General features: G+C 60.0%; 12 protein-coding genes. 8 read left to right on the forward strand and 4 right to left on the reverse strand.

What is annotated here, in order from left to right; translation table 11 throughout:
- Positions 1–63 precede the first annotated feature (63 nt).
- From IPU70_RS27945 to IPU70_RS27955, 3 genes are all read left to right on the forward strand, one after another.
- Positions 64–498 carry a mercury resistance transcriptional regulator MerR gene (locus tag IPU70_RS27945; protein ID WP_003131969.1) on the forward strand — a complete coding sequence of 145 codons (435 nt, stop codon included), beginning with the start codon at positions 64–66 and terminating at the stop codon, positions 496–498.
- 8 nt (positions 499–506) lie between these two features.
- Positions 507–2,459, forward strand: a complete 1,953-nt coding sequence (locus IPU70_RS27950) for a PhoX family phosphatase (protein ID WP_088159612.1) — start codon at positions 507–509, stop codon at positions 2,457–2,459.
- 192 nt (positions 2,460–2,651) lie between these two features.
- Positions 2,652–3,131, forward strand: a complete 480-nt coding sequence (locus IPU70_RS27955; RefSeq protein ID WP_231690636.1) for a helix-turn-helix transcriptional regulator — start codon at positions 2,652–2,654, stop codon at positions 3,129–3,131.
- Here the strand turns inward: IPU70_RS27955 and moaA are convergent.
- The 4 genes from moaA to IPU70_RS27975 are packed head-to-tail and all read right to left on the reverse strand — an operon-like array spanning position 3,128 to position 7,616.
- Positions 3,128–4,222 (reverse strand): GTP 3',8-cyclase MoaA, encoded by a 1,095-nt coding sequence (gene moaA, locus IPU70_RS27960; RefSeq protein ID WP_081247806.1) that lies wholly within the window; start codon positions 4,220–4,222, stop codon positions 3,128–3,130. The two genes, IPU70_RS27955 and moaA, sit on opposite strands and share 4 nt — an antisense overlap.
- A gap of 8 nt (positions 4,223–4,230) precedes the next feature.
- A complete protein-coding gene (locus IPU70_RS27965; RefSeq protein WP_006224616.1) occupies positions 4,231–4,560 on the reverse strand; it encodes a c-type cytochrome in 330 nt (109 codons plus the stop codon).
- Positions 4,561–4,587: 27 nt separating this feature from the next.
- The gene (locus tag IPU70_RS27970) at positions 4,588–7,071 is read right to left on the reverse strand and encodes an arsenate reductase (azurin) large subunit (protein WP_006221920.1); all 2,484 of its coding nucleotides are present in this window, start codon (positions 7,069–7,071) and stop codon (positions 4,588–4,590) included.
- Between the two features lie 14 nt (positions 7,072–7,085).
- Positions 7,086–7,616: an arsenate reductase (azurin) small subunit gene (locus tag IPU70_RS27975; protein ID WP_006221921.1), complete on the reverse strand. Its 531-nt coding sequence runs from the start codon at positions 7,614–7,616 to the stop codon at positions 7,086–7,088.
- 111 nt (positions 7,617–7,727) lie between these two features.
- Between IPU70_RS27975 and IPU70_RS27980 the strand changes: the two genes are divergently transcribed.
- The 5 genes from IPU70_RS27980 (at position 7,728) to IPU70_RS28000 (ending at position 13,434) form a co-directional block, all read left to right on the forward strand.
- Positions 7,728–8,666 (forward strand): PhnD/SsuA/transferrin family substrate-binding protein, encoded by a 939-nt coding sequence (locus IPU70_RS27980; protein WP_006221922.1) that lies wholly within the window; start codon positions 7,728–7,730, stop codon positions 8,664–8,666.
- On the forward strand, positions 8,663–10,180 hold the full coding sequence (locus IPU70_RS27985) for a sensor histidine kinase (RefSeq protein WP_006221923.1): 1,518 nt from the start codon (positions 8,663–8,665) through the stop codon (positions 10,178–10,180). Before IPU70_RS27980 ends, IPU70_RS27985 begins: the two co-directional genes overlap by 4 nt.
- A 17-nt stretch (positions 10,181–10,197) precedes the next feature.
- On the forward strand, positions 10,198–11,526 hold the full coding sequence (locus IPU70_RS27990; RefSeq protein ID WP_006221924.1) for a sigma-54 dependent transcriptional regulator: 1,329 nt from the start codon (positions 10,198–10,200) through the stop codon (positions 11,524–11,526).
- Positions 11,527–11,559: 33 nt separating this feature from the next.
- The gene (locus IPU70_RS27995) at positions 11,560–12,051 is read left to right on the forward strand and encodes a MarR family winged helix-turn-helix transcriptional regulator (protein WP_035212055.1); all 492 of its coding nucleotides are present in this window, start codon (positions 11,560–11,562) and stop codon (positions 12,049–12,051) included.
- Positions 12,052–12,156: 105 nt separating this feature from the next.
- Entirely contained in the window at positions 12,157–13,434 is a 1,278-nt protein-coding gene (locus IPU70_RS28000) for an FAD-dependent oxidoreductase (protein ID WP_006221926.1), read from the forward strand.
- The last annotated feature ends 66 nt before the right edge of the window (positions 13,435–13,500 follow it).

The following is a 13,500-nucleotide window of genomic DNA, read 5'->3' on the forward strand; positions in this document are numbered from 1 at the left end:
CCTTTCGAATTGAAATTGGATAGCGTAACCTTACTTCCGTACTCATGTACGGAGTCAAGCGATATGGAAAACAATTTGGAGAACCTGACCATTGGCGTTTTCGCCAAGGCGGCCGGGGTCAATGTGGAGACCATCCGTTTCTATCAGCGCAAGGGCTTGTTGCTGGAGCCTGACAAGCCCTATGGCAGCATCCGCCGCTATGGCGAGGCGGATGTAACGCGGGTGCGCTTCGTGAAATCAGCCCAGCGGCTGGGCTTCAGCCTGGATGAGATCGCCGAGCTGCTGCGGCTGGAGGATGGCACCCATTGCGAGGAAGCCAGCAGTCTGGCCGAGCACAAGCTCAAGGACGTGCGCGAGAAAATGGCTGACCTGGCGCGCATGGAGGCCGTGCTGTCTGAGTTGGTGTGCGCCTGCCATGCGCGAAGGGGGAACGTTTCCTGCCCGCTGATCGCGTCACTACAGGGTGGAGCAAGCTTGGCAGGTTCGGCTATGCCTTAGCGTGCTTTATTTTCCGTTTTCTGAGACGACCCCTCTATGGCTTGGGTGACCCGCTCGCTGAGGGGGTGCTTGCCTACAAGAACGATGGCACGGACAACGATTTCGACAAGCGTGCTGGTGACCACCACGATGGCATGGAATGGTTCGGCCTTGGTGCTGACAACCGGCCGTCGGCAAGCTCGACGGATCGCGGGCTGCTGGCGGTCAACCATGAGGCCACGACGAACGAAGGGCTCAGTTCGTTCTTCCTGCATGCAAATGGGGGCACGAATACGCTACCCCGGCCAGCCGCCGAGGTTGACAAGGAGATCGCCATTCATGGAGTGTCGGTTGTCGAGGTAAAGAAAGCCGGCAATGCCTGGGGTACGGTTCCCGATTCGTTGTTCAATTTCAGGCTCACGGCGCTTTCCGAAGTCGAGATCGCCGGCCCCGCCCGAGGTAACCCGCTGCTGGTGACGAAGTACTCGCCCGACGCGACGCGTACGCGCGGCACGCTCAACAACTGCGGCACGGGAAAGACCCCTTGGGGCACCTTTCTGACTGGCGAGGAAAACTGGTACGGCTATTTCACGCGAGACGCTGCGGACGATGCCGCCCGCGGGAATGACAAATCTGTCACCTCGCTTCGGCGCTATGGACGCAATCAAGGCGCTGCGTCGCGCCACGGTTGGGAATCGGCCGGCGCGGACGATCGATATGCTCGCTGGATAATCAGCCAGTCTGGCGCGTCGGCTGACGGTAGCGATGACTACCGCAACGAGATGAACGGCCAGGGCTACGTCGTCGAGGTGGATGCTTACGACCGCAGCAGAAAGGCGAAAAAGCGCTCGGCTTTGGGCCGGTTTGCCCATGAATCGGCCGCTTTCCGCACGGCAGTCGCGGGTCAACCGATCATCGTATATATGGGCGACGACGCTCGTGGCGAGTACCTCTACAAGTGGGTCTCGTCGGCCAATTGGGATCCCGCGGACGCAGACGCGATCAGTCGTATCTCTGTGGGCGACAAGTACCTTGATAACGGCACACTATTTGCGGCCCAGTTCTCAGAAGATGGCACCGGCTCGTGGTTGGAACTGTCGATGCAGAACTCGGCGGTCAGCGGGTATGCGACCTACCCCTTTTCCGATCAGGCCGATGTGGCGGTCAATGCCCGGTTGGCGGCCGATGCCGCCGGTGCAACTAAGATGGATCGGCCCGAATGGTGTGGCGTGAACCCCGCGAACGGCGAACTCTATTGCACGTTGACGAACAACAGCAGCCGCCGCGTTGATCCCACCGGCTCGCAGTATGAGCCCGACTCCGCCAATCCTCGCGTGTACACCGATATGAAGGGTGGCGCTAGCCAGTCTGGCAACCCCAACGGACACATCATTCGTATCAAGGAATTGGCAGCGGCCGGTGATGGCGATCGCTTCGAATGGGATGTGTACCTGTTCGGCGCGCAAGCCGACGCCGATGTCACGACCGTAAACCTGTCCAGTCTTACCGATGACCAGGACTTTTCAAGCCCGGATGGTCTGGTGTTCAGTGCGGTAACGGGTCTGTGCTGGCTGCAGACCGATGACGGCGCCTACACCGACGTGACCAACTGCATGATGTTGGCCGCGCGCCCCGGGCAGGTTGGTGATGGGGCGAAGAAATCCCTGGCGTATCCCGAGGGGGACGGCAGCACGCTTACGGTGGATACCTATGTCGGTAAGCCGCCAGCGCCAGAGCAGCTCAAGCGCTTTCTGGTGGGTCCGGTTGGATGCGAAATTACGGGATTCTGCGAAACCCCTGATGGCAAGGCCATTTTTGTCAACATCCAACATCCTGGCGAAAACACGGACCAAGCCAACCTCGCTGATCCTTCCAAGTACACCAGCCAATGGCCAAGCAATGCTGGGTATGGAGCGGGCAAACGACCCCGCTCCGCGACGATCGTGATTACGAAGGATGACGGCGGCCGTATCGGAACCTGATACCCAAAACCATAAGTAGGGCCAACATCGTCGATTCGTCGACGACTTTGCGGGGCGATGCTGGGGGGCTGGCACTCGCCCCAATTTTTTTGCGGCGGCCGCTTTAGCATGTCAGATGTTGCTGACACTAATCTGTCATCTATGCGATATAGTCTGTCCGGATATACAGAACTACCGACTTATCGAATTTCCATGCCCATCGCCAGCACGTCCACGCCTTCCCCAGCGGTTGCCAGCCATTTCAACCCGGATTTACCTCGGGACGGAGTGTCTTTCCAGCACGCGCTAAGCGCATTCCACGCCCTTTCTCAGCCAACGCGGCTCGAGATTTTTCGCCTTTTGATGGCGCGCGAGCCGGAAGGGGTGCCTGCGGGCGCCATCGCGGAAATGGTGGAGGGCCCCCACAACACGGTGTCGCAGCATCTGTCGGTGCTTGCCCGCGCGGGCTTGATCTGGGGAGACCGCCAGGGGCGAAGCATCATATATCGTGCCGACGTAGGCGTCATGGGCTCGTTGATGTCGTTCATGTTGACCGATTGCTGCCATGGCCACCCCGAGGCGTGCGCGCCGGTCATCGCTGCGCTGGCGGGTCACTGCGACTGCGACATCATCCCGAATAAGAAGCCGCTTCGTGGCGCCAAGAAAAATGCTGGCGCCTCGGCGGCTACCTAGCCGCCGATGTAGCTCATCTCGATCTTGTGTTGGCGTGGTTGTGACGTTCGAACCTCTGAGTATCGATCGTTGCGGGATCGCCACCGCTCAGCCAAGCCGTTGATCAGCATTTGTGGATTCGACTCCGACCTCAATTGCAAACGTATGTCATCGCCTTGTTCGGCAAACAGACAGGTATAGAGCTTGCCGTCGGCCGAGAGCCTTGCCCTTGAGCAATCGCCGCAGAATGGGTGGCTGACGCTAGAAATCAAACCGATTTCTCCTTGACCGTCTTGGTAAGCCCAGCGGCGGGCGACTTCGCCGCGCACCGTAGGCGCCAAGGGTGTCAACGGGAAAACGGCATGTATTCTCTTTAGGACTTCGTCGGACGGCAGGACGGCCGAGGCATTCCAACCGTTGGTCGCACCGACATCCATGAATTCGATGAAGCGCAGCGCGTGCGCGGTTCCGCGAAAGCGCCGGGCCATCGGCAGGATCTGATCGTCATTCACACCACGGTGCACCACCATATTTATCTTGATGTGCGGGATGCCCGCAGCCTGGGCTGCGGCTATACCCGCCAATACATCATCCACGGAAGCAGTCGTGTCCGCGACCCGCGCAAAGATGGACGGCGAAAGCGCGTCAAGGCTGACGTTCAGACGCCGCAACCCGGCGGCGGCCAGCCCCCGGGCCTTGCGTGCCAATAAAGACCCGTTGGTGGTCATGGCCAGATCAATCGGCGCGCCGGACGGCGTACGCAACGCCGCCAGTCGCGCAATAAGATGCTCCACGTCTTTGCGCAGCAGCGGTTCACCCCCGCTGACCCTGACCTTACGTACGCCCAGGCTGATGAAGGCGCTTGCGACTCTCTCAATCTCATCAAAAGTCAGCAGCTCTTCGCGGCGCAGGAATGAATGATCCGCGCCGAACTGATCTCGGGGCATACAGTAGGTGCAACGAAAATTGCACTGGTCTATGACCGAAATGCGCAAGTCATGCAGAGGCCGACCGTGCCGGTCTTCGGGCGGGCCGTCCATGCCTGACGAGGCGGTCGATGTTGACCGTAGCGAAGGAGATTTGCGGCGATCCAAAAGTGGAGCTTCGATCATGTTCTGCGTCAGCCTGGCGCGCCGGCAAGTATCCAGTCGACGACCTTTTTCGCGTCCTCGGCTGAAATTCCGGGGTTCGGCGGCATCGGCACAGGTCCCCAGGTGCCCGCACTGCCATTCTTGATTTTCCCTAGCAGCAGGGCAGCGGCGCCGGGTTCGTCCTTGAACTTGGCGCCCACGTCCTTGTATGAGGGGCCGACGACCTTGCGGTCAACCGCGTGGCACGCCAGGCAATTGTTCTTGGTCAAGATCGCTTGGATTGTGGCGTCCGGGGCCGCAACACAGGTCAGGCTGGCGGATGCCAACCCAACCGACACGAACAGCTTGGTGATACGCATGAGGGGCAATGCTCCTTTTGTTGAAAATCAGCCCAGGGTGAATCGGCGGCTCTTGAAACTGATGGTGTTCCGGAACTCCTCGACGGAGCCAACTTTCCGGATATTCCCCCAGGTGCCTTTGTAGTAAGGAATGATGTTGCGGTCGGTCCATTCGGTCGTGACGTCGCCTTGGATTCCGTTGACGTAGCCGAACATCATGAACGTCTGGCCGCGCTTTATTTCAGGCACCGGGTACACCATCGCGTAGGTGGAGCCGTAGTCGTTGTAGACCTCGACCACGTCTGAAGCCTCCACGCCTAGGTCCTGGCAATCGGCAGGGTTGATCTCGATGTACGCCATCGGATAACGGTCTTGCGCAAAGCTGTTGTACTGATCGTGATAGGCCGTTTGCCAGATCTCGTTATTGCGGCCGTTGTTCAACCAGAACTTGTATATCTTCTTTTGGGCGACCACGGGCTCGGGCAGGCCTTTCCACTGCGCCGGCTTGAAGTGAGCTTTTCCGTCGGCGGTGTCGAACTTACCGTCCGTGTAGAGCATTTCGGTGCCTTTGAGCTTCCCATCCGCGTAGGCCTGAACGGGTAACTGAACGCCGTTATTGCCGGCGGCGAGCAACCGTTCGTACGTGACCAGGTGACCGGTATCGCCGCCTTGGCTGTCAATCTTCGGCGCGTCCTTCTGGCCCGCCCGACGAAACCCATCATTGAACGCATCCTCTTCCGTCTTCCAGTCGAATCCGGCGAAACGTTGCGCCATCTTGCTGTTGCCTTCCTTCTCGTACATGGCTTTCAGCGTGTTGGCGATTCGCGCGGCGATCAGGCAGTCCGCTTGCGCTTCCCCGGGCGGGTCCGTGAACTTTTGCGACAGGCGAATGCGCCGCTCGCCATTCATGGACGTCAGGTTCGTTTCGCCCGGGTGCGCCGCTGGAAGCAGCAGATGGGCAGCCTCGGCCAGTTTGGTTGGATAGAGATTGATGCTTGCAACAAACAATCCGCCTCGTTGCGTGGCCGCATAGATGATGTCGACCATCTCTTCGGTTGAAGCGCCGCGCGCTTTCTGCATGGCTTCCTTCACGATGGCGGATCGCTTGAGCACCGCCTCTCGGAGCGCTTGCGCGTTATTGCTGGTCTGGAAGTTGTTGGACCCCCACCAGGTCATCATCCTGCCCTTGCCTTTGATGAGTTCCTGGTCAATGTAGATTTTCTTGTCGCCAGGGTAGGGGGGCCTGGCATAACCCTCTTGGTGCCCACCCATGCGTACACATCCGGTGCCACGGCGCCCCACGTTGTGCGTGGCGATGACCAGATCCAGCAACGCCGACTGAATGACGTAGTTGTCGTTGCCCCAGATGATGCCTTTTTCGTAGGCATGCATGGTGCGCGGAAGCTGCCCTGTCTTCTTCGGCTTGTACGACCACTCCGCCGCCTTCTTCAGGTCGTCGACCGGTACGCCCGTGATCTTGCTGCATTCCTCCAGGGGCATGCGATTCGTGTTGACGGCCTCATCAAATCCCGCCGTGTGCGTCTTGATGAACGGCTTGTCCACCCAGCCCTGTTCAACTACGTAGGTGAACAGCCCGTTGAACAGCGCGATGTCAGTGCCAGGTTCGATCGCCAGATGCAGCACCCGATCTTTTCCGGCAATTTGGCGGGCGATCGCGATGGAAGGCGTGTCGCGAGGGTCCACGAAGACGATGCGGGTATCCGGGAGCTCTTCGCCTGCGAAGCGCGCCTTTTTCTTTTCGACCGTCTGCCCATACAGATTGGGGATCCAGTGATTCAGGAAGTAGTTGGTCTGGGATTCGTAAGGATTATTTCCAATCGACCACAGCACGTCGGCAAGCTCGGCGTCTTCGTAGGCATTGTTGAGCTCGCCGATGCCCATCTCGCGCGTAGCATGGCATTCCGAGTTGTAGGCTGGACGATTGTGGATACGGACCATTGGCGTCTGGAGCGCGGTGAACATCAGCTTGCCCGTGCCCCAGGTGTTTTCGAAGCCTCCGCCAGCCCCACCGTGGTCGAAACAGGAGAACACAATGCCCTCGGGGCCATCGGTATCCAGTACCTTCTTCAGCAGGCCGGCGTACAGTGCCAAGGCGTTGTCCCACGGAACGTCCACCCATTGGTCGGCGGCATACATGCGCGGCTGTTTCAGGCGCGCCTTGCCATCGCCATCGGGCGTGTACATATAGCTGGCCATCCGGCCGCCACGGGTCGAACTCAAGCCGCTGTTGACCACGCATTCCTTGTCCGGAACGATCATGATGTTGTGACGCGAGCCATCCCGCTGCGTGATTACGTTGGTCATCGCCGGGGTAAGCGTCAACGCGAAAGGCGGTAGCTGCTGACGAAAGTCCTGGCCCAGCGCATTCTCCTCGGGTGCCCGGCCTCCCTCGCTTTGCTCCGGCCATTTGTAAACGTGGTACCCACAGCCGACGATACAGAAGTGGCACGTCATATTCGTGCGCGCGGCATCCTTCGGCGGCAAGGTGATGCGGTCTTTGGGTGCGGACATGAGCGTCTCCCGACTTACAGAATGTTGGCCTGGCGGCCGTAGATCAAGCCTTCGACCCCAACCGCGGATATCGCGTCCGAACTGGCGTCATAGCGCAGCAGAATCCGTGGGAGGTTTTCGGTGGCTTGCCCGCAGATCATCTGGCCTGCCTTCTCGGCGTCAAACTCGCTGAAGTGGCACGGGCACTTGAACGTTTTTGTTTTGTTGTCGAAAACTGTGGGGCAGCCCATATGCGTGCACATCGTGCTGTACGCGACGATGTCGTGGTCAGGGCCAACGCCGCCGGGAACGGGATGCCCGAGCTTCACAGCGGTACACGGCGAGGCATTGTCGGGATAGGCGAACTGCAGGGGCGTGTCGGCCGTGAGCTTCTGCGCGACGGCGATGGACTTCACGGGGTAGGGCAGCGTGGTTCCTGTGTGCGGCGCCGTGGCCGGTTGGGCTTGGGCGGGCATGATCGGGATGAGTGTTGCGGCAGCAACAGCACCGCCCGTTCCGCTCAACTTGAGGAATCCGCGCCGGGTAAGGATTTGTGGCTCTGACATGTCGATATTTCCTATTGAAACGAAATGACGGCTTCAGTACTCTGTAGAGCGATAAGCAAAGGGCATGCCAAGTGTCTCTGGCACTGCCCTACACAGGAGGAGACCAAGACCATGGGCACAACGCGATGCCGGAGAGGTAACGTCCAGGCGCCCCAACAGGGGCTGGCGTTACCGTTCGGTAACCGCCGCAGCTTTCTCGCGGCCGGCGTAGCGTCTATCGCGGCCTGTACCTTGCCGCGCAACGCAGCGGCGTCCGCGCCGCTTCTGTTAGGCACGACCGCGGTGTTCCTGGACGACCAGCTCCAACTGCTGGATATCTGGCGGGCCGATCTTCAAGCAGCGCTTAAGCAGGACATTCAGTTCGTCCAACGACGCAGCTACGGGGAAATCGTGGACCTGCTGTTGCGCGGCCAGATCGACGCGGCATGGATCTGTGGCTACCCCTACGTCTTGAACGCCGATAAGCTCAAGCTGCTGGTGGTGCCGCAGTACCAAGGCAAACCGCAGTACCGGTCGTACCTGATCGTGCCCAAGGAGGACCGAAGCACGGCAAGAATTGCAGGCTTGCGCGAACGGGTCTTCGCCTACAGCGACCCACTTTCTAATTCCGGCTTTCTGGTGCCTCGGACGGAACTGCTTGCCGAGCATCAGGACCCGCTACGGTTTTTCAGCAAGGCTTTCTTCACCTTTGCGCACAGCAAAGTTGTGGAGGCGGTCGCGGCGGGGCTGGCCAGCGGCGGGGCGGTCGATGGATACGTCTGGGACAGCATTGCGTCGCAACATGGCGCGCGCGCCGCCGGCACCCGCGTCGCATGGCGATCCCCGGAATATGGGTTTCCGCCCATCGTGGTCGGCGAGCATGTTGCCGACGACACCGCGCTTGCGCTGCGCGATGCTTTGCTCCAGATGCACGCGCGTTCGGATGGCCGCTTGATACTCAAGCGCCTATTCCTCGATCGGTTTGTTGAGGGGGCCGATAGCCTGTACGACGGTATCCGTGGGTTGGTGCGCACGTCAGCGGGCGAAAACCCGGCACGAGATTCTGCATGAAGTCAGCCCGTTGGAACCCCTGGTCCAGAATCAGCTATCGCTACAAGGTGCCGTTGGCCTTGGCCGCCGCGATCGTGGTAACGGAACTGGTGGTTACCGCGACGCTGATGCGAACCGCTTACGTCGGCATGCTGCGAGACACGCGGCAAAGCGCGATGGCGTTAACGCAGGTTTTATCCTTGTCGGTGCGCGAACCCTTGATGCGTGACGATCTGTGGCGGGTCTACGAGGCGTTGCGCATACCGCTCACGGCAGGAGATGGCGCCCCAGGCTTGCGGTCGATCATTGTGCTGGACCCCAGCTTGCATGTGTATGCGTCATCCGATCCGCATCGCTATCCGGTGCTGACGCCCGGCGCCGGTTTGCCCACCGAGCTGGCTGCTGCGGCGCAAACCCTGCGTGACGATCCGCGCACCTTTGTATTCAATACCCCCGATAGCCTGGACGCCACGTTGGCAGTCGCCGGCGCCGCAGTTGTGTCTGAAGATGCGGGATTGGCTGGATACGTGCTGGCGTCTTACGACGCTAGCATCTGGCGCCAGCGCCTGTACGACCTGGTCAGCCAGGTGCTGCTGGTCAGTATTCCCGGGCTGCTGTTGCTACTGGCGCTGGGCTGGTTATGGGGAAACCGCATTGCACGGCCGCTCCTGTCTTTGGCCCAGGCGACTCAGCGTGTCGGGCGCGAACCGGCGGCCAACATCGGACTTTCCTTGCGCAAGGAAGGAAGCGACGAAATCGCGGTGTTGGGGCGCAGCTTTGCATCCATGCTGACGCAACTGGAACGACAGGAAGCGCTTGAACAGGAAATCATTGCCGCCGAACGGCTGGCAGCGGTAGGCCTAGTGGCTGCCGGGGTCGCGCACGAGATCAATAACCCGCTTGGCGGCATGCTCAACGCGTTGGATACCTTGGAAAAGCACGGTTCCTACGATGAATTAACCCAAAGAACAGTCGGCCTGACGCGACGGGGCTTGATGCAGATTCGGCATACGGTCGGTGCCTTGCTGGTGGAGGCGCGCCTGGATTCGGCCTTCATGCACACCACGGATTGGCAGGATCTGCGCTTGCTGATCGAGCCCGAATTATCGGAGAAGAACGCCTCGTTGCTGTGGGACGTCACCACCCGGGACGAATTGCCGCTGCCCGCGCATCTGGTGCGCCAGTTGGTCTTGAACCTGCTCATCAACGCAAAGAACGCCGTGGAACGCGGCGGTAGCGTCAGTTGCACCGTGACCGGAACCGCCGACCGCCTTTCAGTAGAAATTGCAAATTCCGGGCAGCACATTCCACACGATGTGCTGCCCCATTTGTTTGAGCCTTACCGGGTGGATGCCCGGGGAGCGGGGCGGGCAGAGGGCCGCTCCCGCGGACTGGGCCTGTGGGTGACTTACCAAATCGTCACGCAATTGCAAGGCACGATCGAAGTGATAAGCGAAGAAGGCTACACCGCCTTCACCATCACACTGCCTTGCGCCGCACCCATTGAAAAAACGAACTTGGAGCTGACGCCGTGATACAGCCATATGTCTGTTTGATCGAAGACGACGCCATCATGGGCGAATCCATTGTGGAAAGGTTTCGTCTGGAGGGAATCCGTGCCGACTGGTTTTCCAAGGGGTATGAGGCAAGGGAGGCCATCCACGCCAATGCCTATGGCGTGGTGATCAGCGATGTCCGCCTGCCAGACCTGGATGGCGACGAACTTTATCTACAGTTGGTGGCGCAGGGCGGTACATTGCCACCGTTCATCCTGATGACCGCCTATGCCACGGTGGAAAGGGCCGTGGATTTGCTGAAGCTCGGCGTCAAGGACTACGTGACCAAGCCTTTTGACATCGCGACGCTGATCCAGACCGTGCGCGATGTTGTCCCGGCGCAGGCCTCGCCGGAAAGCGATACGGAACTAGGGGTGTCGCAGGCGGCCCAGAATCTACGCCGCATGGTGCCCCGGCTGGCGGGCCGTGCGTCGGCCGTCCTGTTGGTTGGAGAGTCAGGGGTTGGCAAAGAGGTATTGGCACGACTGATCCACAGCCAGGCGGGGCCGGACCTTACCGCGCGGCCGTTCGTAGCCGTGAACTGCGGCGCCATTGCCTCCACCATCGCCGAAGCGGAATTCTTCGGCTATGAAAAGGGGGCTTATACCGGTGCGGACAAGCTACGCAAGGGTTACTTCGAACAAGCCGACGGCGGCACGCTGTTCCTGGATGAAGTCGGAGAGCTATCGCCGGCGCTGCAAGGCGCGCTGTTGCGTGCGATACAGGAAAAGCGTGTCCGCCGACTGGGCGCCGAACACGACACCCACACCAAGTTCGACCTGGTCTGCGCCACCAACCGAAACCTGGCCGAGATGGTCAGCGCCAAGTTGTTCAGGGAAGACCTTTACTACCGGATCAACACCGTCACCCTTGAGGTAAAGCCGCTGCGCGATCGGCCTGAAGACATCCTCTGGCTGGCCAAACGGTTTGCCACCAGCATTGCCGAGCGCCTGGGAGAGCCTGCAAAAACCCTGCACCCGTTGTCACTGGCCAAGATGCAGGCGTACCCCTGGCCGGGCAATATCCGCGAATTGCATAACCGGATCGAACGCGCCTGTCTGGTAAGCCAGTCCAGCGTCTTGTTGCCGGGGGACATCTTTCCTGAAGGTCCGGACGGCGACCATTTTCACGATGAGCCGCAAGGTGGGGAAGAGGCCACGCTCAACGCCTACCAACAGATCTGTGAGCGGCTGTACATCGAAGAGGTGTTGCGCCGGCACGGCGGCCGCATTCAAGAAACGGCCGACGTCTTGAGCATATCCAGGAAGAACCTGTGGCAAAAAATGAAGCGCTACGGTATTGACCTGAAGCGCCAAAGCGAATAACGTTGGCACCAACAACTAATTTAGCCACCAAGAATGAATTCAACAAGAACACGTCTGGCCAGTCGGGACGCCGAAGCGCTCTATGAAGCGGTGAACCAGCTGATCAGGGTCCATCAATTCCGCGATCGCGATCGCATTTGTTGCTATGACGTGTCCGTGGCGCAGTGCTATGCCTTGGAAACCCTGGTCAAGCAAGGGCCGCTGCGGTTGCAGGCGCTTGCGCTGGTGATGTTCCTGGACAAGAGCACGGCCAGCCGAATTGTTGATTCGCTGGAACGCAAGGGCTACGTCACAAGGATCGAAGATGCCGCCGACCGCCGGGCGGTGCAGCTTGAGCCGACCGCGGCGGGGCGCAAGCTGTATCAGACCATTCGGGCGGATCTGGTTGCCGAAGAATTTGCCATGATCGAACACATGAAGCCCGAGGTCCTGGAGGCATCGCTTGATCTGCTGCGGCAGTTGACGCGCGCCGCACAAGCACGTTGTGGCGTCGCCTCGACGTGTGCCGTGGAGTTTGAGCCGTAGAGTCCAAGCCGTAGAAATTGCGGCTTTTTTTTAAGCAAATAGTTGGTAGTACCAATTAAATACGGCTTCGGCCGTGTCCCAACCCCATGAAGAGAGGTACCTGGAATGCGCATCAATGACCACCCCGTCGCAATCATCGGAGCCGGCCCCGTCGGGCTGAGCGCCGCCGCTCATCTGCTGGACAGAGGCATACCCTTCGTCGTATTCGAAGCAGGGGACCAGTCGGGCGCAAGCCTGAACCAGTGGGGACATGTACGGATGTTCTCTCCGTGGGGCTACAACATCGACAAGAAGGCCGGCGAGTTGCTCGCGCAGTCAGGTTGGGTTGCCCCGCCCAGTGACGCTTATCCCACCGGACGCGAATTGCTGGCGCAGTATTTGCAGCCCTTGTCGGAATTGGCGCCGATCAAGCGTTGCCTGAAGACCCATCACCGCGTGATGGCGGTCAGCCGCGTTGGGCACGATGTCATGAGAAGCCAGGATCGCGCTGCCGCACCGTTCCTGCTGCGGGTCAGCGGACCCGATGGCGAGCGGGATGTCCGGGCACGGGCAGTTATCGATGCCTCTGGCACCTGGAACACACCAAACTGGATGGGCGCGCATGGCATCCCGGCCTTGGGAGAAGAGCGGTTCGCGGCCCAGATCGCCTATGGCATTCCCGACATTCTGGGAGACGCCCGGCAGCGATACGCCAATCGTCGAGTGTTGGTGATTGGCGGGGGCCATTCCGCCTTCAATGCGCTTCAGGACCTAGTGGAACTGGCCAGCATTGAACCTGGTACACGGGTTTATTGGGCGATCCGCGGGGCTTCGACCGATCGGCTTTTCGGAGGCGGAGAGAATGACCAGCTTGAGGAGCGCGGTAGGTTGGGAACGACAGTCAAAAAGCTTCTGGACGAGGGAAGGATAGTGCTTTTCACCGGTGTCGACGTTGACCGCGTGAGCGATTCCGACGAGGGCTTGACGGTTCACAGTGGCGTCAAGGCGCTTGCCCCCGTCGACGAGATTGTCGTCGCAACGGGATTTCGTCCCGACCTTCGGTTGATGGCGGAGCTTAGGCTCGAACTCGATCCTGCAACGCAAAGCCCTATTCGCTTGGCTCCAATGATCGACCCGAATGTGCATAGTTGCGGGACAGTTCGGCCCCATGGCGCCTCGGAACTGGGGCATCCCGACGAGGGGGTGTTCGTCGTTGGAATGAAAAGCTACGGGCGTGCGCCTACGTTTCTAATGCTGACAGGCTATGAACAGGTCCGATCTGTTGTGGCCGCACTAGCCGGCGACTTGGAAGCTGCAAAACGAGTGGAGCTTGTGCTTCCTGAGACCGGTGTGTGTAACACGCAAGTTCGTCGTGCAAGCGCTGAAGCAAAGTGCTGCACCTAATCTGCAATTGTCATCGGAGGGCGCAGGCGGAGGTTCAATCTGCGACCCCGCTGCCGATGAAGACGG

Origin of the sequence: Achromobacter sp. SD115, assembly GCF_017355315.1 — a bacterium.
Taxonomy (GTDB): domain Bacteria; phylum Pseudomonadota; class Gammaproteobacteria; order Burkholderiales; family Burkholderiaceae_B; genus Achromobacter; species Achromobacter xylosoxidans_B.

What these genes read in the sequence shown, in the direction of transcription:
- IPU70_RS27980 (WP_006221922.1), top strand. Translation starts at nt 7,728, where the DNA reads ATGGGCACAACGCGATGCCGGAGAGGTAACGTCCAGGCGCCCCAACAG.
- IPU70_RS27975 (WP_006221921.1), bottom strand. Translation starts at nt 7,616, where the DNA reads ATGTCAGAGCCACAAATCCTTACCCGGCGCGGATTCCTCAAGTTGAGC.
- IPU70_RS27970 (WP_006221920.1), bottom strand. Translation starts at nt 7,071, where the DNA reads ATGTCCGCACCCAAAGACCGCATCACCTTGCCGCCGAAGGATGCCGCG.
- IPU70_RS28000 (WP_006221926.1), top strand. Translation starts at nt 12,157, where the DNA reads ATGCGCATCAATGACCACCCCGTCGCAATCATCGGAGCCGGCCCCGTC.
- moaA (WP_081247806.1), bottom strand. Translation starts at nt 4,222, where the DNA reads ATGATCGAAGCTCCACTTTTGGATCGCCGCAAATCTCCTTCGCTACGG.
- IPU70_RS27955 (WP_231690636.1), top strand. Translation starts at nt 2,652, where the DNA reads ATGCCCATCGCCAGCACGTCCACGCCTTCCCCAGCGGTTGCCAGCCAT.
- IPU70_RS27945 (WP_003131969.1), top strand. Translation starts at nt 64, where the DNA reads ATGGAAAACAATTTGGAGAACCTGACCATTGGCGTTTTCGCCAAGGCG.
- IPU70_RS27965 (WP_006224616.1), bottom strand. Translation starts at nt 4,560, where the DNA reads ATGCGTATCACCAAGCTGTTCGTGTCGGTTGGGTTGGCATCCGCCAGC.
- IPU70_RS27985 (WP_006221923.1), top strand. Translation starts at nt 8,663, where the DNA reads ATGAAGTCAGCCCGTTGGAACCCCTGGTCCAGAATCAGCTATCGCTAC.
- IPU70_RS27995 (WP_035212055.1), top strand. Translation starts at nt 11,560, where the DNA reads ATGAATTCAACAAGAACACGTCTGGCCAGTCGGGACGCCGAAGCGCTC.